The sequence below is a fragment of the Gemella haemolysans genome (assembly GCF_012273215.1).
GTDB classification, from domain to species: Bacteria; Bacillota; Bacilli; order Staphylococcales; family Gemellaceae; genus Gemella; species Gemella haemolysans_A.
This window is the reverse complement of record NZ_CP050965.1, coordinates 2,040,964-2,065,734: the sequence shown is the minus strand read 5'-3', so window position 1 is coordinate 2,065,734 and position 24,771 is coordinate 2,040,964. Positions and strand designations below refer to the sequence as shown.

At 31.2% G+C, this 24,771-nt stretch carries 19 protein-coding genes and 2 pseudogenes; 4 read left to right on the top strand and 17 right to left on the bottom strand.

The genetic code is table 11. The annotated features are described in order from the left end of the window. Positions 1-63 precede the first annotated feature (63 nt). From FOC48_RS09580 to FOC48_RS09550, 7 genes are all read right to left on the bottom strand, one after another. Positions 64-879: an MFS transporter gene (locus FOC48_RS09580; protein ID WP_003148051.1), complete on the bottom strand. Its 816-nt coding sequence runs from the start codon at positions 877-879 to the stop codon at positions 64-66. 15 nt (positions 880-894) lie between these two features. Beyond that, positions 895-1,299 (bottom strand): MFS transporter, encoded by a 405-nt coding sequence (locus FOC48_RS09575; RefSeq protein WP_003148052.1) that lies wholly within the window; start codon positions 1,297-1,299, stop codon positions 895-897. A gap of 200 nt (positions 1,300-1,499) precedes the next feature. After that, complete coding sequence (locus FOC48_RS09570; RefSeq protein WP_003148053.1) at positions 1,500-4,313, bottom strand: DEAD/DEAH box helicase; 2,814 nt, start codon at positions 4,311-4,313, stop codon at positions 1,500-1,502. A 20-nt stretch (positions 4,314-4,333) separates the two neighbouring features. Further along, a complete protein-coding gene (gene folP / locus FOC48_RS09565) occupies positions 4,334-5,137 on the bottom strand; it encodes a dihydropteroate synthase (RefSeq protein WP_003148054.1) in 804 nt (267 codons plus the stop codon). A 253-nt stretch (positions 5,138-5,390) separates the two neighbouring features. Next, positions 5,391-6,743, bottom strand: coding sequence for an MATE family efflux transporter (locus FOC48_RS09560; RefSeq protein ID WP_003148056.1), 1,353 nt, complete (start codon positions 6,741-6,743; stop codon positions 5,391-5,393). 369 nt (positions 6,744-7,112) lie between these two features. Continuing rightward, entirely contained in the window at positions 7,113-7,568 is a 456-nt protein-coding gene (locus FOC48_RS09555) for a GNAT family N-acetyltransferase (protein WP_003148057.1), read from the bottom strand. 617 nt (positions 7,569-8,185) lie between these two features. Beyond that, positions 8,186-9,028: an SDR family oxidoreductase gene (locus tag FOC48_RS09550; RefSeq protein ID WP_003148058.1), complete on the bottom strand. Its 843-nt coding sequence runs from the start codon at positions 9,026-9,028 to the stop codon at positions 8,186-8,188. A 367-nt stretch (positions 9,029-9,395) separates the two neighbouring features. Here FOC48_RS09550 and FOC48_RS09545 point away from each other — a divergent pair, with 367 nt between their 5' ends. Next, entirely contained in the window at positions 9,396-10,829 is a 1,434-nt protein-coding gene (locus FOC48_RS09545; protein WP_003148059.1) for a bifunctional folylpolyglutamate synthase/dihydrofolate synthase, read from the top strand. 42 nt (positions 10,830-10,871) lie between these two features. Here FOC48_RS09545 and FOC48_RS09540 read toward each other — a convergent pair whose 3' ends face one another. Both FOC48_RS09540 and FOC48_RS09535 read right to left on the bottom strand, forming a co-directional pair. Then, positions 10,872-11,630: a Cof-type HAD-IIB family hydrolase gene (locus tag FOC48_RS09540; protein WP_003148060.1), complete on the bottom strand. Its 759-nt coding sequence runs from the start codon at positions 11,628-11,630 to the stop codon at positions 10,872-10,874. Positions 11,631-11,634: 4 nt separating this feature from the next. Continuing rightward, positions 11,635-13,341, bottom strand: a complete 1,707-nt coding sequence (locus FOC48_RS09535; protein WP_003148061.1) for a PTS transporter subunit EIIC — start codon at positions 13,339-13,341, stop codon at positions 11,635-11,637. 237 nt (positions 13,342-13,578) lie between these two features. On the opposite strand from FOC48_RS09535, the gene FOC48_RS09530 reads away from it, so the two are divergent. Further along, positions 13,579-14,346 (top strand): MurR/RpiR family transcriptional regulator, encoded by a 768-nt coding sequence (locus FOC48_RS09530; protein WP_003148062.1) that lies wholly within the window; start codon positions 13,579-13,581, stop codon positions 14,344-14,346. A 136-nt stretch (positions 14,347-14,482) separates the two neighbouring features. Here the strand turns inward: FOC48_RS09530 and FOC48_RS09525 are convergent, their stop codons facing one another. The 3 genes from FOC48_RS09525 to FOC48_RS09515 are packed head-to-tail and all read right to left on the bottom strand — an operon-like array spanning position 14,483 to position 18,559. After that, positions 14,483-17,092 carry a hypothetical protein gene (locus tag FOC48_RS09525; RefSeq protein ID WP_003148064.1) on the bottom strand — a complete coding sequence of 870 codons (2,610 nt, stop codon included), beginning with the start codon at positions 17,090-17,092 and terminating at the stop codon, positions 14,483-14,485. Between the two features lie 24 nt (positions 17,093-17,116). Next, complete coding sequence (gene ytpR, locus FOC48_RS09520) at positions 17,117-17,722, bottom strand: YtpR family tRNA-binding protein (protein WP_003148066.1); 606 nt, start codon at positions 17,720-17,722, stop codon at positions 17,117-17,119. Between the two features lie 36 nt (positions 17,723-17,758). Continuing rightward, the gene (locus tag FOC48_RS09515; protein WP_003148067.1) at positions 17,759-18,559 is read right to left on the bottom strand and encodes a DUF1444 family protein; all 801 of its coding nucleotides are present in this window, start codon (positions 18,557-18,559) and stop codon (positions 17,759-17,761) included. A gap of 178 nt (positions 18,560-18,737) precedes the next feature. Between FOC48_RS09515 and FOC48_RS09510 the strand changes: the two genes are divergently transcribed. Beyond that, positions 18,738-18,998 carry a hypothetical protein gene (locus tag FOC48_RS09510; RefSeq protein ID WP_003148070.1) on the top strand — a complete coding sequence of 87 codons (261 nt, stop codon included), beginning with the start codon at positions 18,738-18,740 and terminating at the stop codon, positions 18,996-18,998. Between the two features lie 51 nt (positions 18,999-19,049). On the opposite strand, the gene FOC48_RS09505 is transcribed toward FOC48_RS09510, so the two are convergent. Continuing rightward, positions 19,050-20,471, bottom strand: coding sequence for a peptide MFS transporter (locus FOC48_RS09505; RefSeq protein WP_003148072.1), 1,422 nt, complete (start codon positions 20,469-20,471; stop codon positions 19,050-19,052). Between the two features lie 329 nt (positions 20,472-20,800). Between FOC48_RS09505 and FOC48_RS09500 the strand changes: the two genes are divergently transcribed. Further along, a complete protein-coding gene (locus FOC48_RS09500; protein ID WP_003148074.1) occupies positions 20,801-21,970 on the top strand; it encodes a multidrug effflux MFS transporter in 1,170 nt (389 codons plus the stop codon). Between the two features lie 106 nt (positions 21,971-22,076). On the opposite strand, the pseudogene FOC48_RS10060 reads toward FOC48_RS09500, so the two are convergent. The 4 genes and pseudogenes from FOC48_RS10060 to ybaK all read right to left on the bottom strand — a co-directional run. Beyond that, positions 22,077-22,379: pseudogene (locus tag FOC48_RS10060) on the bottom strand (transglycosylase SLT domain-containing protein); the annotation flags it as partial. 69 nt (positions 22,380-22,448) lie between these two features. Then, a pseudogene (locus FOC48_RS10055) lies at positions 22,449-23,099 on the bottom strand (G5 domain-containing protein); the annotation flags it as partial. A 4-nt stretch (positions 23,100-23,103) separates the two neighbouring features. Continuing rightward, positions 23,104-23,892, bottom strand: a complete 789-nt coding sequence (locus FOC48_RS09490) for a TatD family hydrolase (RefSeq protein ID WP_003148076.1) — start codon at positions 23,890-23,892, stop codon at positions 23,104-23,106. A gap of 281 nt (positions 23,893-24,173) precedes the next feature. Beyond that, complete coding sequence (ybaK, locus tag FOC48_RS09485; RefSeq protein ID WP_003148077.1) at positions 24,174-24,665, bottom strand: Cys-tRNA(Pro) deacylase; 492 nt, start codon at positions 24,663-24,665, stop codon at positions 24,174-24,176. Positions 24,666-24,771 lie beyond the last annotated feature (106 nt).

Below are 24,771 nucleotides of genomic sequence, written 5' to 3'. Positions count from 1 at the left end.
CTTTTCATCCATGAAGTAATGAATAGAAGCATCCCCTTAGACAAAATCTAAGGGGATTGTTTTTTATTGCTTAACTTTAAATGAATACATCAAAATTATACTTAATAATAGTAATAAACTGTATAATGCAAATGATGCACTAATAAAATTCGCGAAAAATAGTATTACCGTTGTTCCTATTGGAACGGAAATAGTAATAACAGTACTAAAAATACTATATATTGACGTTTGTTTTTCCTCAGGCGCTGATTGTAAAATCAATGCATCTAGTTTTGGATTTGATATTCCTGCAAAATAACCTATTATTACAGTTAAAATAACAAGAATAAACCTATTTTGCAGTAGTAATAAATTACCTACATACATAATGAATAAAATTATTTCTAATATAGCATTATTTCTTAAACTCATATTTTTATAAAAACTAATTTGGTATATTCCTCCGGCAATTGTACTAAGTACTTCCACAATTTCTAATAGAGTAATAGTATAAGCAACATTACCAAATAATAAGCTATCATTTTTTACTAAAATCACTAGAAGCAAGGCGAACATCGCCGATGAATAAAAATTCATTCCTAAAAATAGTAAAACAAAATTATATATCTTTTTTATTTCACGAAGTATTTTAAAGTTTTCAATAGTATCCTTTAAAAATCTTTTAGTACTTACCTTCTCTTTATTCCCAACTTTAAAACTACCAATCTTCTCTTTCATCACACTTTTATACTTTGTCAGTATTAAAAATGCTATCAAGAATAGCACTGCATTCAACATACCGAAATATAAATAGTTATAACTTAAAAGTCCTAGAATAAATACTCCTACAGCCTTTCCACCAAGCGAGATTGTATTGTTTATAGAACTAATAAACGCCAATGCTTCACTTAGTTGTTATTTACGTACTAGTCTAGTGTTTATCGACATTGATAAATAGCCATTATAGCCTCCTAGAATATCTGCAACTACATTTACAAATACTAATACGATAAAGATCCACCATTGCACTCCATAAATGCATACCAAAGCGAATAATGAAAATAATAAAAACTGATAAAATCTTGTCGATAATATTCTATTGTACTTATCTTTTGTCTGATCTGCAAAATATCCTAAAATAAATGAAATAATATAAGGCAATGTCGTAGCTATCGAAACTATACTCACGGCTAGTTCTGGATTTGGTAAACTAGTTGCATAAATAATAAATGCAATATCAAATAGCGTTCTACCAGCATTACCAAATGCCGATGAAATAGTGAATAACCTATAGAGTTTATTTTTCAAGAAAATATTCATCGAATACCACCTCCTATATTAGCTCTATTTTACATTACCAGCTTCTAATTTTCAATATATTGTATAGTTTTTTTTGAAAATTTAAAATATTTGTCGTGCACCTTGAAAATTCTTACGATTAATAAAAAAGAGCAACTAAATGGAATCTTTATTCTCATGAACTCAAATTCATCTTAGTTACTCTCTATTTATATTTTATCTTATATCCTATCCCTTGTAAAATATTCATACATATCTTCACGGATTGGAGTTTGTATTTTATAGAAAAATTGGATTACTGTATCTCCGCTTCTTTCTCTAGCTACTAACTTAGGTTCTCCTGTCGTCTTCATTTCACCTAGGAAATAAAATATTCGAGCACCATCTTTATCATCTTTATTTTTTCTCATAAATAGATAGATTTTCGTTTCATTATTATAGAAATAGTCGCACTCTTTCGATTCTAAATTCCTTCTCGGCTTCGACATTGAGGTAAAACCATTATCCGGTAAAAATCCATGTGTATAATCACGATTAAATGAATTTTCATCAATATCGTAGTTAATAAATACCGGTAAAGTCTTTGTTCTTTCGTCATACTTATAACCACCTATAGCTAGTGGAACATAGTTTATTCCCCATGAGAATAATTTACATATATCCTCAAAACTATATTTCTCATACAATACAAAATTAGTATCTTTGTATAAATTATCTTTGTAATATTTATTATATCTGTAAATTCCATAGTCTACTAGATCTAATAATAATTCCCTAAATATCTCTGATTGTAACTGTTCTTTAAATTCTTTAGAAATTTTTATCTCCGTTGTATTCTCATCTAAAAATATACAGTCATGGAATTTCTTCTTAGTGACGCTACTAGTTACGAAATTGTTAGTAAGTATCTTTCTACTAACATCCAGTTCATAGTCGGCGATAAACTTATTATAGTCTTTCAACATAATTTCTTCAAAAGCTGAAAGGATATTGCGCTTCTTATCCTCTAATAACAAACGTAGAATTACAAGTTCTTCTATTTTTTTACTCAAGATTAAATTAGTAGAAACAAAGTTCAACATATTCTCTGCTGTTTTCGTCAGTTTCCCACTATATTTAAACTGTTTTTCCTTCTTAGTTAAAAATGAATAATAACTTCCAGCTACTTCGAAAATCTTTCTAATATCTATAGCGTCATAGTCCTCAAAGTCTAAATACGTAGGTATTCTTCCTAGTTTATTTTTAAGCTTATTATACTCATCAGTAACGAACAACCACGTGTTTAACTTAACATTATCGATCGCACTATAAATTCTCTGTTTAGAGATTTCATCAAAATGAATAGTCGACATCCCCGGAATATACCTAGTCCCCTGAGATAAAAACTTCCTTACAGTATCTTTGTCATAACTATTATCTCCAGATAAAGCTACAGGGATTAAAAAGTTATTCTTATAATTCGCAATAAAATCTATTATTACGACAAAGTCCTTATCTGCAGATTTTCTTAGACCACGACCTAGCTGTTGAATAAAGATAATAGAACTTTGAGTAGGTCTTAACATAATAACCTGATTAACCTCAGGTATATCTACACCTTCATTGAAAATATCTACAGTAAATATATAATCCAGCTGTTCTCCATCATTCGCAACTAACCTAGCGATCTCCTGTTCACGTCGTTCCTGACTATCTTCACCTGTTAAGCTTGTAGTATTATAACCACGGGCATTAAACTCTTCACTAAGCACCTTAGCTTCTTGTTTCGATGAACAGAAAACTAGACCTTTTACTCTTTCCCCCGAATAACCATAATAATTGATCTTATTTATAATATGTTCAACACGTTCACTAGATACTAGATTTGAAAAATCACTCAGCTCATCTATAACTTTACCATCAACTTCTAAATCACTAATACCGAAATAATGAAATGGACATAATAGTGAATTTTCCATCGCTTCTTTAAGACGAACTTCATAAACAATATTATTGTTAAACAATTCATAGATATTAAAACTATCCGTTCTATCAGGGCTTGCCGTCATACCTAGATAAAATACTGGTTTGAAATAATCCATCAATCTAAGATAACTATCAGCTCCTGCCCTATGCACCTCATCTATTATAATTTCATCAAAATGAGTATCATTAAAACTCCTAAAAATATCTTCTTTAGACATAGTTTGAACTGTAGAAAAAATAAAATTCGCTTCTATATTTTTCTCTTTACCTGTAAGAAGACCATAACTACGACTAGTTCCAAAAATAGTCTTAAATGTCTCCAACGCCTGACGAGCAATTTGTTCTCTATGGACGACAAACAACAATCTCTTAGCAACTATACTCTTCATCGCAAAAGCAGCAGCAAATGTCTTACCTGTTCCTGTCGCGGAAATAAGAAGACCCTTGTTATCTTGATTACGAAGTTTTTCGAAATTTTCTATAAAACTTCTTTGCATCTTATTCGGCTTGATTTCCTCGGAAATAATTTTTCCAGTAACAGTCTCAACCTTATTAGTAGCGAATTCTTCAACATACTTATCTTTTATTTCAGAGTAAGACTTAGATTTCTCCCATAAACTATTAAACTCATCTAAGACAGTATCTGTTAGAATTCTATCACCCTCAACAAAAGTATTCCATTCTTTATTTATCGTAAGTGCAGCACTCGTTAAGTTCGAACTTCCCATCAGTATTTTCCATGAGTCACCTCGTCTAAACAAATAACCTTTAGTATGGAATCCATGTTTATTTTCTACACAATCATAAATCTTTAGAGAGATATTTTTAAAATTAGACAATTTCTCTAATACTTTAGGAGTATTAAAATATAAATAATTCGTCGTTAAAATCTTTCCACGGATATTTTTTTCTTCTAAATTCTTCAAAGTCTGAAGTAAACTAGTCAATCCACTTTCTGAAATAAATGCCACGCTGAAAATAAATTCATCGCAAATTTCTAATTCACTCTCAAGCGTACTAAAAACTTTCTTCGCTTCTAAATGATTATTATAAACAAATGTATTCTTCATTTCAACCTCCTTCTGTTAGATTATCCATTAATTATTTCATAAGTTATTAGGGCTTCTTTCATAACTTTTACATTATGAACACGCACCATTCTAGCTCCTCGTTTCACCGCTTCTAATGATAAAGTAGCACTTACTATATCTCTATCTTTCGGATTACTATTACCACCTAGCACATAATCTGTAGTTCTCTTTCTACTTACCGCATATAGGATTTCACAGCCTAGTGAATTAAGTAATTCTAGCTTACGTGTAATTTCTAAATTAGCTTCTGCAGTTTTACCAAATCCCATTCCAGGATCAACGATAATTCTTTCTTTCTTCACACCAGCATTTAAACAAATATCAACACTCTCACCAAGTTCGCGTACAACTTGTTCAATCTCACGCCCCTCTTCAACACCACCATTGTGCATGATGAAGATAGGCATATCATATTTAGCAGCAATATCAGCCATAGTACTTCCTTTAGCTCCATTTACATCATTTAGTACATCGACACCAGCTTCAATCATGTATTCAGCTACATTAGGCTTATATGTATCAACACTAAAGCACACATCAGGGAATGTTTCTCTTAAAGTTGGAAATACGCTTTGCAGCCTTGCAAGTTCGTCTTCCTCACTAACTACAATCGAACCTGGACGAGTCGATTCAGCACCTATATCAATAATATCCGCACCTTCGGCTATCATCTTACGAACACCATCTATCGCAGCTTCCACATCGTAAAAATCTCCCCCATCCGAAAAAGAATCTGGAGTAAAGTTCAATATCCCCATAATTAAATATTTTTTTTCATTTAATAATTGTTTTAATTTATTCATTCTGTCACCTTATCGTTTATTTTTAAATACCTTACTATTATATCACGTGACTGTTGTGTTTGCAGTAAAAAAGGGAGTAACTCAAAAATCGTGATTTCGTAGAAATCGATTTTGTCGAATCACTCCCGCACAGGTTATTAGATATCTAAAAAGCTTTTACAAAGCGAATTTAGATATCAATAAACCACTGCGCCTATAAGTTTTCATATACACTTTATTAAAATTTACAGCTTTTGAATCAGCCCTCAATCTACTATTTACTCTTTTTCTTCAATGAACGAATAACTGGCTCTTTTCTAAATGCATAATACAGCTGAGCAGCCATTACAACCCATAGAATAGGTTCTACAAATATTACTCCTAAATATCCTGCACTTAGAATAATAAATATTACAAATAATATTTTCCCTAGCATTTCTATAATACTTGAAACTAGTGGCATCATCTTTTGTCCTAATCCTTGCAAAGCATTTCTCAATACTAAAAGTATCGCTAAAAATGGATAGAATGCAGAACTAATCTTAAGATATAGTGAAGCTTGATAAATTAATTCTTTATCATTACTTCCTGTGATAAGTTCATTTAAATATGGACTTGCGAAAAATAGCGTAATACAGATGAAGACTGACCAAATTATCGTAACAAGCGCACCCTTACGTAACCCTTCAACTATTCGACTATATTGTCTTGCTCCAAAGTTTTGCGATGTGAAAGTCGTTATAGTCGCACTCATAGATCCTACTGGAAGTAGTGAGAACATCATTATTCTTCTAGCGCTCGTTTGAGCACTTATAATTACTGGACCTAAGGCATTAATCGACGTTTGTAAGATTACTGTACCAATCGAAACAACAGAAAACATAAGTCCCATTGCCAAACCTTGGCTAAATAAAACAGAATAAAGTTTTTTATTCCATGTAAAATGTTTTTTTGTTGGAATAAGAAATGGTGTTTTTCTACGAATATAGTTAAAGCATAATACTGCAGAAATACCTTGTGAGATAATTGTTGCAACTCCAGCCGAGCGCACACCCATATGTAAATATGCAATAAAATATATATCTAATACAATGTTAATAATTGCTGAAAAAATTAAGAAATATAATGCAGCCTTACTATCTCCAACTGCTCGAAGTAGTCCCGCACACAAATTGTACGCAAGAGTAACACCTACAAATACTACTATAAGATAACTATACTCGTAAGATTGATCAATAATATTACTTGGTGTCCCTAGTAATTTCAGTAATGGATATAAGGTAAAATTACCTAATATAGCAATTACTATACTTAATACTCCACCAATAACAAACGTGGCAGCTACAGCACTCTTTAACTTCTCATAGTTTCCAGCACCATAATAACGAGCAATAACTATACCCATACCATTCCCTATACCTAATGCAAAACCAACTACAAGCTCAAATATCGCAGCAGTAGCTCCAATAGCAGCAAGAGATTCTTCTCCAAGGAATCTACCAACAATCATAATATCTACCGTATTATAGAGTTGCTGAAAAATATTCGCTATCATAATTGGTATCGCAAAAGCAATCATTGCCCGTAATATCGGACCTTCTAATAAATTAACTGATGTTTTTTTCATAAATAATATTATAGCACTTTGAGGTAGAGATTCAAGAAATAACTTGAAAACTATTCTGAAAATGGAGAAAGGTCCATCTTTCGATGGACCATATATTATGAAAAAAAATATTATTAAGTTTTGTTATATTTATATTATATCCTGCTTACCTTACATGAACTTTAGACAGTAATTAAAATGAAATTAAAGTTGAAAAAGATTGAAAATTATTCCTAGAAATGGAGAAAGGCCCATCTTTCGATGGACCATATATTATGAAAAAAAATATTATTAAGTTTTGTTATGTTTATATTATATCCCACTTACCTTACATGAACTTTAGACTATAATTAAAATGAAACTAAAGTTGAAAATATTTAAAAATAATAACTATCTAGTTCTTTTCATGATATACTTCAAACTTGGAAATTCTATCACTTTATAAATTTTAAAACCTAATTTCTCGTACAGCTTTTTAGCAGTTATATTAGAATCAAATACCGTTAGAGTTATACTATTAATATTTTCATCTTCGAAAATATGATGAACAAATAATTTTAATGCATTTTTTCCAAATCCTTGGCCTACTTTTTGTGGATTTAAAATAAATCTTCCTAAATGAGCATTATTTTCCTCAATTTTTATAATTTGTATTATGCCTATAAATTCTTCTTCATGAAAAATAGAAAATAAATCCTCTAATTTTCTTATTTTTTCTAAATCTAAAGGATAAGAAATTTTTGATCCCATCCATTGCTTTTGAAATTCTTCACCTTTCTCATTCGACCATTCACAGATCGTTAATGCATTATTTTTGTTTATTCCTTTTTCAAAACTAATATTCATATCTACACCTTCTAAAATATTATCTATACTAAATATCTCTCATTTGCTAACCTCTTAACAGCATGAGTATTCATAGAATTTATTAATTATCAATTTAAATATATTATATTTACAAAAATAATAACTTGTCAAGTCCTCCCAGAAATGGAGAAAGGCTCGTCTTTTGACGAGCCATATATTATGAAAAAAATATTATTAAGTTTTGTTATGTTTATATTATATCCCACTTACCTTACGTGAACTTTAGACTATAATTTAAATAAAACTAAAGTTGAAAAATAATGAAAATTATTCTCAGAAATGGAGAAAGGCCCATCTTTCGATGAGCCATATATTATGAAAAAAATATTATTAAGTTTTGTTATGTTTATATTATACCCCACTTACCTTACATGAACTTTAGACTATAATTAAAATGAAACTAAAGTTGAAAAAGCTTGAAAATAATCTCTAGATATGGAGAAAGGCTCGTCTTTCGACGAGCCATATATTATGAAAAAAAAATATTATTAAGTTTTGTTATGTTTATATTATATCCCACTTACCTTACGTGAACTTTAGACTATAATTAAAATGAAATTAAAGTTGAAAAAATTTGGAAAATTTCTGTTCCTACTTTATTTTCTTCCAACATACTCCTCTAAAAGTTGTTCCAATGATGTTGCTGGTCTTCCTAATACTTTTTCTATGTCTAGTGAAACTCCTTCTTGTTCACCTTTTTTTATAGCTGTATATGTACTTACCCATGAATCATATTCCCACTGTTCTGCTTCCCATTTTTGGCGTGATTTATAGGCTTCTTCTACTGTTTCATTGTAATATGTAATTTCCTTACCTGTTTTTTCACTAACAATCTCAGCAATTTCTTTCATCGATAAATTTCGTGGACCTGTTAAGTTTAATACTTTATTTTTATATTCCTCTGTTTTTAACATAACTGCCACTACCATATCTGAAGCATCTTTACGAGCTACTGCAGATACTAAACCATCTCCTGCTGGTCCTCGAAGTTCTCCATATTCTAAACACATATCTAAAAAGAAATCTAAATAAAAATTATCTCTAAGGAATGTATATTGTAATCCCTGTTCTTTTATGTATTTTTCTGTTTGATAGTGGTCTCGTGATAAAGTAAATGTTGCATCTTCTTTATTATTATAGAATGAAATATATACGATATGTTCTACTCCTGCTGTTTTAGCTGCATCAATAAATCCAATGTGTTCTTCCACCCTTTTGGCATTTTCTTTCGCTGATACCATTAATAATGTTTTTACTCCAGTTAATGCCGCACGACTTTCTTCGCTATTCTCGTAGCTTACTTTTCTTATTTCTGCATTACTGTATTTCTTAGCTTTCATAGGATTTCTTGCGATATGAACTGTTTCTATCCCTTGCTCACTTAAAACTTCCGCTACTCTTTCACCTAGTTTTCCTGTTACACCTGTTATTGCTATCATGTTGTTCTCCTTTTTTATCTCTAACTTCTTCATTAATTATACTAACATACTAACAATTAAAATTAAAGTATACACTTTTTTGTATTGGGAGTGACTCAAAAATCTTGATTTCTTAAGAAACAAGATTTTATAGAGTCACTTTCCGCAGTGGTTTATTAGACATCTAAAAAGCTTTTATAAAGCGAATTTAGATATCAATAAACCACTGCGTCTATGAATTCTCTTATTGATTTTTTTAAATTTTAGAACTTTTGGAACAGTTCCTAGCTAAATCCCTCCATCAAATTCACCAAAATTATATCCTTTACAATTCATCTTTATCATTATAAAATTAAATGTATATTATTAGAAATGTTGGTGTTTATTTATGAATTTGAATTGTAAAATAAAATTTGAGAAATATTTAAAAGAAAATAATTTAGAAGATAAAAATAACATATTAGAGCTTTTTAGTCAGCTAAGTTTAGAACAGCTTGCTGAAAAACTTCTAACTTTAGATGAAGATGAAATTGTAAACTATGCAGTTGAATGTGTTTGTGAAGAACTTCTTATTACTTCATCATATAAAATAGAACGTACTGGGATGAAACTTGGTCTTCACAGAATGGAACATATTCTTGAACTTTTTGATCATCCTGAAAAAGATCTTAAAGTAATTCATGTTGCTGGAACTAACGGTAAAGGTTCTACTTGTTCTTATTTGAAAGATGTCTTAAAAACTAAATATAAAGTTGGATTATATACAAGTCCTGGTATGCTGAGTTTTAACGATAGAATCCGTGTTAACGATGATTTTATTTCATATAAAGAAGCTTATCGATTATTCAAACTAGTTCAAGAAACTTACGACAAGAATAATCCAGATCCTAGCGATAAACTGTCATTCTTTGAAATTATCACTGGTGTAGCTCTATTATACTTTAAAGAGCAAAAAACAGACTTCGTCATTATGGAAGTTGGTCTTGGCGGAAGATATGATGGAACAAATATTTTTAAAGAAAAAGTATTATCTATAATTGCAAAAATCGGTCTAGATCACACTGCGATTCTTGGCGATACTCTTGAAAAAATTGCTTATGAAAAAGGTGGAATTATCCAAGAAAATGATAATGTTCTAATTTACCCTGCTTGTGAAGGTGTAGTAAATGTAATAAAAGACATATGTGAAGAAAAAAATGCTAGCTTGAGTATTTTAAACGAAGAGGATATCGTTGTGAAGAAGGTCGAAGCTAGAGGTAACGTATTCTCATATAAAGGTATAGATTATTCTACTAAAATGGTCGGTGCACACCAAACTTTTAATGCATCTTTAGCTCTAGAAGCATTATCTAACCTGAAAAAACGCAATATAATCGATATAGAAGATGATGTTATAAAAGAAGCTCTAAGTAAATCAGTTTGGGTAGGACGTTTAGAATGGATTCGTGAAAATATTCTTCTAGATGGCGCGCACAACAATGATGGAATTGATAGTTTAGTAGCCTACCTAGATAAGCAAAAATTCCCTAAATTGAAAATTCTGCTTGGTATTCTTGAAGACAAAGATTATAAAGATATGATCGAAAAATCAAAAACAATCCCAGCTGAATTCTCGGCAACAAAAGTTCCAATCGAAATTAAAGAATCAAATCTTGATAATCTAGTTCAAAGCTTCGGTGATACTCATGTTACTAAATATGAGAATTATGAAGTTGCATTAAACAACATTATCCCAAATCTAAAAGATGATGAAATTCTTCTAATTACAGGTTCACTTTATCTTATCTCAGCGGTAAGAAGTGAAATATTGGAGAAATACTAAATACATAGCAAAAGAACCAGCATCTCTGCCGGTTCTTTTTTACTATTCATAGTTCTCTACAAAATGTTTTATCGCCGCTGCAAAATCTTCTACTACGTGTGTAGCTTGGTCTTTTACTTCTTGTGGCGCACGGTTCATACAGTATGAGATATCAGCTACTTTAAACATATCCACGTCATTTCCTGAATCTCCTAAAGCTATTACCCTATCATATCCTGACCTGATAGCTTCAATACCACTAGCTTTAGAAATATTTTTTGCTGTGATTTCCATACGTGTTGAACCTGATTTATAAATCTCTACTTCTGGAAATTTTTCTTTCATTATATCGTAATGATAATCTAATTGGTCTTTTGTTGGTCTTACATTTATTTTATAGATTGTTTTTCCTTTTAGTATTTCAAAAGGATTTTCAACACAAATTAGTTCCATGTTCCACAATCTATCTTTTTTCTCATGATCAAAATTACCGATACGTTGTTTTCCATCTAAAGCATCAAATATTAATTTACTTTCCTTTAGATATTCGAATATCCCAGTTAAATCTTTAGTAGGAATGTGTTTTTCAAAAAGAACTTCATCTTGTCTTGTTACGACCGCTCCGTTAAACCCTATCATGTGTGTAACATCCATATCATTGCCTTCTGCAATATATTTGATTTCTTCAACAGAACGCCCAGTCGCAACTGAGAAATCCCCGTATTCTTTCGCATCATGATACGCTTTTAAATCTTCTTGTTCTACGAACACTGAATTCTTAACATATGTACCGTCTAAGTCTGTAACAAACAAATTCTTCATGAAATTATTCCTCCATACCAAGCATTTCTTGGATTTCCATTTTTAATACATTAGCATGAGATCCGTAAATTGATTGCATTTGCATATCACTTTCTGCAAATCCCATAGCTCCAAGTTTCGTTGTAATACGTTCTTGATCTACTAAGTTTTTATCTTTTACATTAATTCTTAAACGAGTTATACAAGCATCTACAGCTTCGATGTTATCTGGACCACCGTGTGCTTTAACTAATTCAACTGCTTGTTTTCTAATTCCTTCTGGTGTTTTTTGTACTGTTTCCATTACTTCATCATCACCAGCAGCTACGTCTACTGATTTTGGTGCTTCTTCTTTACCGATTGTAGCGATTTCTACACCAAGTTTAGCACGAGCTTCGTTTTTATTAGATAATTTAACATCATCTCCGTCTTCACGACCAGGAGTTTTAAGATCGAATTTAACAATCATAAATCTGAATACTACATAGTAGATGAAGAAGTAAACTACACCTACGATTGGTACTAACCACCAAGCTGTTTTAGGACCTTGAAGTACTCCGTAGATTACCCAGTTAATAAATCCGTGTCCAGTTGGAGTAGCAACCCCTGCTCCTAACATGTGCATCGCGAATAACGCTGAACCTGCTAAGAATGCGTGTACTACATAAAGAATTGGTGCTACGAATAAGAATGTAAATTCGATTGGTTCTGTAATACCTGTTAAGAATGAAGTACCAGCTGCAGCGAATAATAATGATCCTACAACTTTACGTTTTTTCTCATCAGCTGTTTTGTACATTGCATAAGCTGCACCAGAAAGACCAAACATGAAGTAAACGAACTTACCGCCGTTAAATCTTGTGATACTTGGATCTACATGTTGTACGTTTGGATCAGCTAATGAAGCTAAGTAAGCGTTGATTGTACCAACTACACGTTGTCCACCAATTTCCCAAGCTCCACCTAATTCAGTTGTACGAACTGGCCAGTTTAAACCGTGGTGAAGACCGAATGGTAATAATGCTCTCTCTACTAAACCATACAGGAACGTTCCAATAGGTCCTGATTTAAGGATGAAGATTGATAATACACTGATACCTTTTTGTACTGGAGGCCATACAAAGAATAGTCCAGTAGCAACTGCCGACATAATTACGATAGTTGCGATAGGTACGAAACGTGGTCCACTGAAGAATCCAATAACTGTTGGTAATTGAACTTTAACAGCCCACTTATGGACGAAGTATACAACTATACCTACAATGATACCTCCGAATACACTAAGGTCCATTGTTTGAATACCAAGTACTTTTGTCTGCATGGCATTTGATAATGCTAATTTTGCTTCGTTACTTGATAATTTACTAGTATCTACTAATTTGTGACTTTGTACTAATAGGAAGTTAAGTACGTAGTGTAATACGATGAATCCTAGTAAACCAGAAAGCGCAGCAGAACCTTTTTCACGTTTTGCTAAACCTACAGCTACCCCAACCGCAAATATAATTGGTAAGTTGTTGAATGCTGTATCCCCTAATACGATTAGGAATTTCATAATAAATTGAATAATGTCATTTTTTAACGCTGGGAACATTTTTAGTGTATTTGAATTACTGAAGGCTGTCCCGATTCCTTTAATAATACCTGCACCAGGAAGTACAGATACTGGTAATAAGAACGAACGTCCGAATTGCTCAAAAGCAGAGACGAATTTATTTTTTTTCTTTGCCATTACCTTTTCTCCTTTGTTATTTTTTATAGGTACATTATAACAGATATGAAAACGGTTTTTAGTTTTTTGCCTAAAAGTTTCTTCTATTGTAACTTATTACTATTTTAGTAAAATTTTACTAAATTCTAGAAAACGTTTATAAAATAACTTTTCATTTTAAAATTTTTGTGATATGATACTTAATGCTGAGTAAAGAAAAAATATTCATTGGTAAATTTTACTATAGGGGGCATTTTTATGTTTTTTGAGAATTTAAAAGAAAACTACGATAGACTATCCATTTCAGAACAACAAGTCATCGATTATCTTATGAAGCAAGATAATATTGAACATACCACTTTAAAAGAAATTAAACAGGCTGTTCTCGTTTCTTCTTCTACCGTAATTCGTGCTTGTAAAAAGTTGGGGTATAACACATTTATCGATTTAAAATATGATTTGAAAATGAGTAAAGAATTAGCTAAAAATAATAACGCTACTTCTTCTAACTTTATTACTTTAAAAGAACAGCTTAGCGTTGAATTTTCTCGAACAATGTCTATTCTTAATCAAGATGATTTTGATACTTTTGCCGATAAAATAATTAATGCTCGTCGTATATTTTGTATAGGTAGTGGCTCAAGCTACATGGTTATGAGTGATTTCAATAGAAAACTTAAGCTTATTAACCTTTGGTCAAATGACTATTTTGAACATTATTCTATTAAAAGAATCTCTGATATTTGTACAAAAGATGATGTAATTTTAGTATTTTCTCTAGGTGGTAATACTGACGTCATTAATGATTGCGTCTTGGAGGCAAAACAAAATGGAGCAACAATTCTATCAATCACTAGCCTTGTGAGTAGTCCACTAGCAAGAATGAGCGATTATTTGATTAAAGTCTACGATGCACCAAAAAACAGAAAAAAAATTCGTTCAAGATTAATGTTAAACGTAGTTGGAATTATTTTATTCGAAACTATCGTTAACACTCTAAGCCCTGGAGAATATGTAATAGATTGAAAAGTTAACAAAGTAAAGATCACCCCTGAAAAGAGGTGGTTTATTTATTTCCGAGACTTCATATCAGCAATTGGCTAAAGCCATTAAGTAAAAGAGGATGACTTTTGAGCCATCCTCTTTCTTATCGATTATCTAATTATTTTTTATTTTTCACCTTGTTTTTAGGTACTCGTTTTGCTGAACCTATATTCCAAACTGTCTCTTCTTGTGAAGCAATTTCTTTATAGATATTTGCATTATTTTTTACTGTAGTAGCTGTTTTAGCTTCTACTGCTTTTTTTTCGGCTATTTTTGGTTCATCTTTTTTTACTTGATTATTTATAGATAATCCTGTAGTTGATATACCAACTGGTTTATTTGAATTTTCGGCTGTATTACGTGTTGCTGAACCATATACAGAAGAATATACTGGAGATGGTTTGAATTTACCAACACTGCGTGATTTAGGTGTAATAGTATTTGAACTCATCATTTGACTCGTTACTGATCTAGTCGATGAAGAAATTCCTGATGATGAATATTTTTCAAAAATTGCGTCAAGAATTTTTTGATTATTTTCGATTTTTTCTTTACTTACTGGTCTATATCCATGATCTACTGTTTTATATTCACCTAATTTAGTTCCATTACCTTTATCGAAGTACTCAGAAACATCATTAGTATATAGTTTTTCAGTATAATCTATTCCGCGTTCTACTTCTTCAACAACTTCACTTTCTTCGCGAACTTTAGCGTCTTCTACTCTCTTCTCAGCTACTTCTTTAGGAACAACTTTTTCATCTGTGAATTTATCTACATCATTAGCTTTTTTAATAATCTTATTGTTTGGAGATACTTCTCTTAATAAACTATCGATATTTACTGAGTCTGCAGATTCTTCTAGATAGTTTTGTTCTTCTAATTCTTCGATTTCTTCTTCATCTAAACGATAATCACTGTAACCAGAAAGCCTATCTTTTTTAACTTCTTTAAATTCTTCGTAGTCTTCAACTTCAACATCTTCTATTTTAGCCACTTCTTGAACTAAATCAACATAAGTTTCTTCTTGTTTTTCTTTCTTAAGGTCAGCTAAGTTTTCATTAAGTTCTTCTATTTCAGGAAGAGTTTCTTCTTTTCTTGGAGAAACATCAATATTCTCAGTTTTAATAAGCTCATCTAAGGCTGTTCTTTCTTGAGTATTTTCAGATTTCTTACCTTCATATAAACCTTTTCTGAAGTTTTCAACTTCTTCGCTAGATTCTTGGCCTTCTTCGAATCTTTCACCAACAAGTTTTTTGCTTACTCTATCGATATCATCTTCGAATAAATCTTCATTTCCTTCTAATACATCATGTACAGAAGTATATTTTAATTTTTCACGGCGGCTTCCTTCAGCATCAAGTTCTCTAACTTCTAGTGCTGGAGCCTCTTTCTCGTGGGTTTTGCTCTCTTTTTCACGAATTTCATCAAAGATACCCTCTAATTTTTCGTTTTTCTTAGCGTATAATGGATTATCTTTTTCAATCTTATCGCTTCTTCTCTCTAGAGAATTAAAGTTTTCTTCGAATTCTCTACGAGCTTCTCTATTTTTAGTAGTTCTTTCTTCTTGAACTTGAGTTTCCTCTTTAGCTTGACCTTTGAATGAAGTAGCTACTTCTTGTTTTAATTCACTACCATCTTTTCCTAGTACTACACTGTCTCCAAGAGTGTCAATCTTATGATCTTGTTTTAATCTCTTAGTACGAACAGCAGCAAGAGTTGGGTGTTTTCTTCTTGATGGTTTCTCATCAAAGATATCAACATCAGTTATTTCAGAACTCGAAACTCCAAGTTTCTTAAGAGCATCCCCTAAGTCTGTAACTGTTCCAGCTGAAGCTTTTTCTTCTTTTTCTTCGTATTTAGTAATATCGATTTCTTCAAACTTAGCTTCTTCTTTAACTTCATCTACAAACTCAATCTCTAGTTCTTCTTCAGGTTCAGAATCAAATCTTTCAACTGATACTTGAGTTTTTTTCTTAACTGGAGTTTCCTCTTCTTTTACCTCATCCTCAAAATCATCTAGTACCGCTTCTAATTCTTCTTGATCGATTTCATCATCACTCACGTTAAATAATTTTTCTTTAAGTCTTGAGAAGAATCCTACTTTTTTACCTTCTTCGTACTCTTCCTCATCGTCTTCATAATCTTCATAGTCTTCTTCTTTGACTACTCTTGATTGTGTTTTTTCAGCTATTTTAGCTTTCTCTTTTTGTTCACGTTTTTGACGCTCTAGATATGTTTTATAATCTTCAGCCTCGTCATCTTCATCTTCTTCAAGAAGATCTTCATCTAAAAAGTCATCGTCTAATTCTTCATCATTTTGTTTAAATAGATTTTTGAATTTAGCAAAGAAACCATTTCCTTTTTTAGATTTTTTCTCTTGTTCGAAGTCTTCTTCATAATCATCATCTTCGAATTCATCTATTTCAAAATCCTCAAGGTTTACTTCTTCATATTCATCAAATTTTTCTTGAGTTTTCTCTCTTCCTTTTCTATTTCTAGAGTCTGACTCAAACTCATCATCTTCAAATGATCTCTTAGATTTTCTAGAACTAAAGTCTATTTCAAAATCTTCTTCATCTTCATAATAGACTCTTTCTTTTCTCTTGTTTTCAGTTCTTCTTTCCCTAGTTTCTAAAGGACTTTCTTTCTTCTCTTTACGTGATATCTCTTCTTCGAATATCTCATCTTCATCTTCTTCTAAAAACCACTTTTTCCAATTAACCATACTTTACACCTCCTAAGTTAGATTTTATTTAAGATTCAAATCTTTTACTCGAGTTCCTACTTTAGTGTCAGCATCTAATACTAAAATTCCTCGTGCTTCTTCTTGTGGTAATCCTAATTCACGTTTTGAACATAGCATTCCGTTTGATTCTACACCACGTAATTTTGATTTTTTAATTAATAAACCACTTGGCATCATTGCACCACTTAATGCTACAACAACTTTTTGTCCTGCTTCTACATTAGGCGCTCCACAGACAATTTGTAATGTCTCATCTTCACTAACTTTTACTTCAGTTACTTTTAACTTATCAGCATCTGGGTGTTTTTCACAACTTAAAACTTCTCCAACTACGAAGAAATCGTCATTGTTTCCTTCTAAATCAATTTTTATTCCATTTTTTTCTAAACGTTTTTGAAGAATCTCTTTTTGTTCTTCTGTTAAATCAATACTTCCTTCTCCATCTAATTTCAAGTTTTCAACGTTAAAAATATTTAACCCAACTAAAGCGCCATTTTCATCTTTAATTAAAGTGATATTTTTCTTATCTTCGTATGTTACCTCTTCTTTACTCTGAATAGTAATTAATAATGTTTCTCCTAACATTTTCTTATTGTAAAAAAATAACATGACTCTCTCTCCTATACTTAATTTTTATTTTTAAAGTTATTCTACAAAAATAAAATAACTCTCTAGTTCTTTTCCATCATATTTAAATGTAATTGTTGTTATCGGCACTAGACCTTCTGTAAAAAAATGAACCATCATTTTTTGCAAAATCTCTAATCCCTGTTTATTATTTATATCTGCGATAATTAACGTATCTTGATGTGGCAAGCCGACATAAAATGAATCCCCTATTTTCTTATAGAAGTAATCTAATACATTTTTATCGAATATTCTAGCTCCATCATAACCATCTTTCGCATTTAAGAAATAAAATTTATTCCCTGCAACTTCATCCACATTATACTTAAGTGGTAATTCTTCTAAATTATTTTTAGCAACCTCTAAAATTTCTTGCTTATTTTTTGAGAATTTATCTAAAAAACTACTATCTAGCAATTTATAGCCATCTTTAAAATCATACGCTAAATAAATTTTTGTTTCATTTGTATGTTCAAAACTAACAAGATCTTTTTCTTTATCTTTATTAAAACTGCTAGCTCTAACTACGGGATAAATATTTTCCAACAATTGTTCTTCATTAATGTTGTCTAAAGAAACACTTGTTTGTGCACTGAAATTTTCTACTATATAGTAGACAAACTCTTCTATTTTTTTATCCCCTTTGCTAGTTTTCTTATCTCCTAACTTTCTGACAAAACTATCTATATCTATTTTTGCACGACGATTTTCATACTCTAAAATAAAAACACTATTATCTTTTTCTCGTCTTTCATGAATTTTTAAAGTAGGTAGTTTTTCTATTATTTTTTCAAATATATAATCTCTTGTATAAGACATATTGCCTCCAATTTTGTGTATAATATGGCAACTTAATTATACCATATTTATTTGTATTCAATCAACATAAATAGGGAATATATACAAATATTATTCACTTTTTTACACTTCAGTTATTTAATTGCAGCATAGTCTTTTATTTGTTATAATTTTATATATAAAACTTAGGAGGAATTTTGTGGATAACGAAGCTAAAAAAGCTGAATTATTGGAAAAATACAATAATTGGGCAAAAAAAAATAAACAACGTTTGTTAATTTCTGTTGTTGTTTACTTAATAATAATTTTATTGAATTTCATATTCCTAAAAAATAATAAAATTACTATTCTTTCTTCTTTATTATTTTTTACTTATGCCGTTTATGTATTTTCATTAATTTGGTTTATAAATAACAAACTTATTATGAATATTGATTCTATAGATTTTGATATAAAATAAACTGACTTAAATTAATCACTTACGATTATTTAAGTCAGTTTTTTATTATTTTTAAGCTTGTTGTACCTCTAGCTCTTCTTCATCTTCTTTTCCAATTTTATCAAGAGCCATAATTTTTTCTAATGGATTAGCTATAATAAATAGCAGTACCCCTAATACTCCCATAATTATTGCAATTATAGTTAATACTTTTTCATAACCCCAAGTTTCAGTCCAACCTACTGTTTTACCTGTGATCCATGAAGATACAACATATGTGAAATACCACATCGCCATAGACATAGCGGCGAATTTTTTAGGTAATAATTTACTGAACAATGCCATACCAATTGGTGATACTAGTAATTCCCCTACTGTTAGTACGAAGTATCCACCTAATACGTACCAAATGCTCATTTTTATTGATCCATCTAGTTTTCCACCTAATGATTGAAGTCCTAGTACAAAACAAACAAATCCTAAACCAGTTAGTAGCATACCCCAACCCATTTTCGTAGCTACTTTCCAGTCATTATTTTTTTCTGCTTTTTTCATCCAGAACCATCCAAATAGTGGAGCAAGCACTATACATAAGAATCCATTAAATGAAACTAACCAAGTAATCGGCATATCAAATCCTAACACATTTAAATTTACAAGCTCATCTGTCATAAGAGTAATTGTTGTTTGTGTTTGGAAATACGCTGACCAAAACACTGTAGAGAATACAAAGATTATAACGGCAGCATATAAACGACCTTTATCATATTTAGATCCTTTTAAGTCTTCTTTATTTTCTTCAGCAGATTCATGTTTATTTTTACCAACTGGATATCTTCCTGAATCACCTAGTAATTTATTTTTACCAAATGTAAATAATATGAATGTGACAAATAAACAGATAGAAACCATTAAGAATGCTGGTGTAAATCCATAAACTGCAATTTTACCATCTGCTCCTTTTGTAGCTCCCCAATCTTGGTAAATTAGACCACCGATAATTGGACCAAGTAAACTTCCGATATTTACGAAAGTATAGAAGATACTATATGCAGCATCTTTCATAGATACTTGTTTTTCATCGTATAGTTCCCCTACAATAGCTGATAGGTTACCACGGAAGAATGCTCCAGCAATAGAGTTAATAATTACCCCTATTAAGAAGATGTAGAATCTACCATGAGCAAATGCGGTAAACAGTGTCCCTATCGAGTTAAATAGAATACCAAACTGAATTGCACGTTGCATACCGATATATTTATCAGTTAAATATGCTCCTAAAAGCGGTAGAAGAGAACCAATTGTTCCAAGATACGCCATAACGTCCCCTGCGAATGTTTTATCTAACCCTAATCCACCTTGTTCTACAGAATAAGTATAAAATAATATTAAAAATCCTGATGTTGCATATGATGCATAACTCTGAATGGCTATCATTACATTAATAAGCCACAGCCCCTTAGGATGCTTAAATTTCTGAGAATTTTTTACCATATTAACAACCTCCTTTTGTACTTCATACTTTTATTTTAACAGACATAAACCCTTGATACAACTGTTTTTAAGAGGTTTACAGACATTATACACCCCGCACTTTGAATACAAAATTATATTTAAAAATATAAAGTTTAATGTTTTTATGTTAAGTACAAAAATTGAATCTCCTACATCTAAAAATAGTAAAATATTTATTTAAGATTTATTATCAATAGTTATAAAATTTCATATTAAATTTTTTTACTTCTTTAAAGAAAAAAACTTACGAAAAAAATTTATTTATGCTATAATACGTAACGTATTTCAAAAAATAGAAAGGAGTCAATATGACATTAAAAAGAAATTCTAAATTATTTTTAGTTCTATTTCTAGGAACTTTATCGGCTTTTGGGCCATTTGTTACAGACTTATATTTACCAGCATTGCCTACTATGACCTCGTTTTTCAATGCTAGTACCTCAACAATTCAACTTACTCTAACAGGTAGTATGGTTGGTCTTGCAATAGGGCAATTGCTTATTGGACCTATCAGTGATAAATACGGACGTAAAAATCCATTAATAATAAGCTTAGTTATATATTTAATCAGTACACTGGCTATTATTATCTTTCCGAATGTTTATGCAATGATAACATTGAGATTTATCCAAGGTATTTCATCTGCAGGTGCTGTAGTTATTTCTCGTGCTATTTCTACTGATTTATACCAAGGGCGTGAACTAGCTGCATTCTTTGCATTACTTATGGCAGTTAATGGATTAGCACCTATACTTTCTCCTATATTAGGGAGTTTATTACTACAACTTACAGACTGGAGAGGAATTTTCGTAACTCTTGCTGTAATAGGTATTATCTTATTAGCTGTAAGTTTTAAGTTCCATGAATCATTAAATTCAGATAAAAGATTGAATCTTCCAATAACTAAAACTTATTACTCAATCATCCTAGTCGCAAAAAATAAACTGTTCTTTGCGCTAGTTATCATCCAAGGATTCGCTTTAGCTGCAATGTTCGCATATATAGCTGCGTCTCCATTTATCTTACAGACACACTATAATTTAACTCCATTAATGTACAGTTTATGTTTTGGTCTTAATGGTTTTGCTATAGTTTTAGGAAGTAAAAGTGCTGGTAGCTTTAAAGAAAAAAATAGTATTAAGCTAGGATTATCACTTATGCTAGCAGTTAGTATATATCTAGCAATCGTATTAACATTAACATTACCTTTCCTATTCATTGAAGCTAGATTCTTCCTTCTTTTACTAGGGCTAGGTTTTATACTACCTGCTGGTTCTGCTATCGCTATGAGTTTAGAGCGTGAACGTGCTGGTAGTGCATCTGCATTCTTCGGGTTCGTACCATTTTTCTTAGGTGGGGTTGTTTCACCACTAGTCGGAATTGGTAATATCTTCCATTCTAGTGCAATTGCAATAGTGATTTGTTCTGTGATATCTTTTGTAACATTCAAATTGATTGAAAAGAGAATACAAAATTAAAAATCTAAGTTATAAAATCATGTGTAATTACATAATATTATAACTTAGATTTTCTTTATATAATTTTACAAATAAAGACGATCAAGCGATCGCCTTTTTGTTTATATTATCTCATTCCCCAAGCTGCTAACCCTTGCGCTTTGTATGCACGAGTAGCTGCATTGATTTGGTCTTGAACTGTTGCTGTAGATCCCCATCCTGGCATAGTTTGGAATAATCCACTAGCTCCTGAAGCGTTTCTAGCATTTACTTGTCCGTTTGATTCACGTGCAATAATGTGTTCCCAAGTTGAAGCTGAAACTCCTGTACGACGAGCCATTTCTTGAGCTGCTGCCGCTCCTTCTGCTCCTGCAGTGTTACCATTTGATAATCTTACTGAACCACCAGCTGATGAATATGATTGAGCTGGAGTTGATTGAGCTGCGTATGATTGACTAGCTGATTTTTGTTGATCTGCTGGACGTTGTTTTGTTCCTACTACAACTACTTTAGTTGTTGCTTCTGTAAGTACTTTTTCTGAAACAACTTCTCTAGAAATTTCTTTTCCGTTTTCTCTTACAACATTATAAGTTACTTCTTTTTCTCCGTTTTTACCTTCAACTTTAGTAACTTTTTCATCTACATATTTAGAATCATCTTTTTCTTCTTTTGTTCCGAATTTAATTTCTTCTTTTTTAACTTCTGTAGCTTTTCCGTCTCTTACGATTTTAATAGTATCAACTGTTGCTACTTCTTTGTTTAAATCTGGTGTTACTCTATCGTTTTCTCCAAGAGTAATGTTTAATTCTTTTAAGATATCTCCAACTTTTTTGTAAGTAGTTTTTCTTACTGTAGTTGTATTACCATCAACGATTGTTACTTCGTGAGCTTTATAGATGTTAATAGTTTCCCCACCGTTTACCTTTGTATCTAGTCCTGGTTCTACTCTATCGTCTGCTCCAAAAGGAATGTCATTAGCAATAAGAACTTCTCTTACTGTTCCTTTTTTAGCTTTTAACTCAACTTTGCTTCCGTTATCTAAACTCACGGCGAAAACGTTGTGCCCTGTATATTCTTCCGCTACTACGAAAGCTCCTGATAATAATAATCCTGATGTTGCTGCTGCTGCAATAATTCTACCTAATTTCATTCTGTTAATCAATCTCCTTTTTATCTTCTAATCCGAACAACGTACATGCATTATTGAATGTTTGTTTTGTTAGTTGTTCATACGACATTTCTTTAAGATCTGCAATTTCTTGTGCTACATAATACACATATGCAGGTTCATTTCTTTTTCCTCTATATGGTGTTGGTGTTAAGTACGGACAATCCGTTTCAATTAACAACTTATCTAATGGACAGGCTTTTGCTACTTCTTTAGGTGTCTTCGCATTTTTAAATGTTACCGGACCTCCTAATGAAATATAGAATTTCTCTTTTAGCATAATATTCATGCTTTCTACAGAACCAGAAAAACTGTGCATTATCCCACCAATTTCGCTAGCTTTTTCTTCTTGAAGTATTTGTATTGTATCTGCCATAGCATCACGTGTGTGAATTACTATCGGTTTATTTACTTCTTTAGCTAGTTGAATTTGTCTTCTAAATACTTCTTTTTGAACATCTTTTGGACTTTTATCCCAATGATAATCTAGACCAATCTCACCGATTGCTACTACTTTATCATTTGTTAAAGCAATATTTTTTATCATTTCATATTTTTCTTCTGTGAAATCTATTGCTTCTACTGGGTGCCAACCAACTGTTAAATATAAAAAGTCATATTTAGCTGTAATTTCCAGTGCTTTTTCTATACTTTTATCATCGAAGCCAACTATATTTATTAATTTAACTCCCGCTTCTTTCGCGCGAGCAATAGTTTCTTCTAAGTCTTCTAAATAAGCATCATCATTTAGATGCGCATGCGTATCAAATAACATACTACGCCTCCTTACTCTTATTAGTATAACAAAACAAAGTTTCAGTAGAATATCTAAACTATTTCAATTATGTTACAATACTTTTTCAATTAAGATAAATATTGTTACTTCATACGTTTTCAGCAATTTTTAGAGTGATTTGTTATCTTTTTTCAACAATAATTTATAAATTTTTAATATTTAAATTTTACTGAATATATATTAATTTTTGTTAAAAAATAAAAAACGACTCAAATAATAAGATACATCAATTATCATTATTAAAAGTCGTTCTTTTTATATTATTCAGCTTTAAAGTCTACTACTTGAGCACCGATAAGTTGCTCTAGTACTTCTGGTTTCACCTCTACTTGGTGACCTACTTTACCTGCAGAAACAATAATCGTTTCTACTTCACGACATTTTTCATCTACAAAAGTCGGGAATAGTTTTTTCATCGCAAATGGTGAACATCCACCTTTTACATATCCTGTAATTTTTGTTAGGTCTTTAAGTGGTAACATTGATAAACTTTTCACACCTGCTGCTTTAGCAAGTTTTTTAAAGTTTATGCTATCTTCACTCATAAGTACTCCTACAACATAGTTACCTTTACCATCTGTAGTCATAATTGTTTTAAATACTTGGTTATGGTCACGCCCGATGATATCAGCTACTCCTACACCAGTTTTCGCAGCATCGCTTTCTGCATCAAATTCAAAATGATTGTACTCTACACCATTTTCATCTAAAAATCGCATAGCATTTGTTTTTAGTTCTTTTTTCTTAGCCATAATAGCTCCTCTTTTCCATATTATGTAATAATATTATTATTTTACTCCAAAGTTTGCCTACTGTCAAAATCTCTTTTAAATATTTTGCAAAAATACCAACCTCAAG

What these genes read in the sequence shown, in the direction of transcription:
- FOC48_RS09545 (WP_003148059.1), top strand. Translation starts at nt 9,396, where the DNA reads ATGAATTTGAATTGTAAAATAAAATTTGAGAAATATTTAAAAGAAAAT.
- FOC48_RS09550 (WP_003148058.1), bottom strand. Translation starts at nt 9,028, where the DNA reads ATGATAGCAATAACAGGTGTAACAGGAAAACTAGGTGAAAGAGTAGCG.
- FOC48_RS09555 (WP_003148057.1), bottom strand. Translation starts at nt 7,568, where the DNA reads ATGAATATTAGTTTTGAAAAAGGAATAAACAAAAATAATGCATTAACG.
- FOC48_RS09500 (WP_003148074.1), top strand. Translation starts at nt 20,801, where the DNA reads ATGACATTAAAAAGAAATTCTAAATTATTTTTAGTTCTATTTCTAGGA.
- FOC48_RS09490 (WP_003148076.1), bottom strand. Translation starts at nt 23,892, where the DNA reads ATGTTATTTGATACGCATGCGCATCTAAATGATGATGCTTATTTAGAA.
- ybaK (WP_003148077.1), bottom strand. Translation starts at nt 24,665, where the DNA reads ATGGCTAAGAAAAAAGAACTAAAAACAAATGCTATGCGATTTTTAGAT.
- FOC48_RS09535 (WP_003148061.1), bottom strand. Translation starts at nt 13,341, where the DNA reads ATGGCAAAGAAAAAAAATAAATTCGTCTCTGCTTTTGAGCAATTCGGA.
- FOC48_RS09540 (WP_003148060.1), bottom strand. Translation starts at nt 11,630, where the DNA reads ATGAAGAATTTGTTTGTTACAGACTTAGACGGTACATATGTTAAGAAT.
- ytpR (WP_003148066.1), bottom strand. Translation starts at nt 17,722, where the DNA reads ATGTTATTTTTTTACAATAAGAAAATGTTAGGAGAAACATTATTAATT.
- FOC48_RS09515 (WP_003148067.1), bottom strand. Translation starts at nt 18,559, where the DNA reads ATGTCTTATACAAGAGATTATATATTTGAAAAAATAATAGAAAAACTA.
- FOC48_RS09570 (WP_003148053.1), bottom strand. Translation starts at nt 4,313, where the DNA reads ATGAAGAATACATTTGTTTATAATAATCATTTAGAAGCGAAGAAAGTT.
- folP (WP_003148054.1), bottom strand. Translation starts at nt 5,137, where the DNA reads ATGAATAAATTAAAACAATTATTAAATGAAAAAAAATATTTAATTATG.
- FOC48_RS09525 (WP_003148064.1), bottom strand. Translation starts at nt 17,092, where the DNA reads ATGGTTAATTGGAAAAAGTGGTTTTTAGAAGAAGATGAAGATGAGATA.
- FOC48_RS09505 (WP_003148072.1), bottom strand. Translation starts at nt 20,471, where the DNA reads ATGGTAAAAAATTCTCAGAAATTTAAGCATCCTAAGGGGCTGTGGCTT.
- FOC48_RS09560 (WP_003148056.1), bottom strand. Translation starts at nt 6,743, where the DNA reads ATGAAAAAAACATCAGTTAATTTATTAGAAGGTCCGATATTACGGGCA.
- FOC48_RS09530 (WP_003148062.1), top strand. Translation starts at nt 13,579, where the DNA reads ATGTTTTTTGAGAATTTAAAAGAAAACTACGATAGACTATCCATTTCA.
- FOC48_RS09575 (WP_003148052.1), bottom strand. Translation starts at nt 1,299, where the DNA reads ATGAATATTTTCTTGAAAAATAAACTCTATAGGTTATTCACTATTTCA.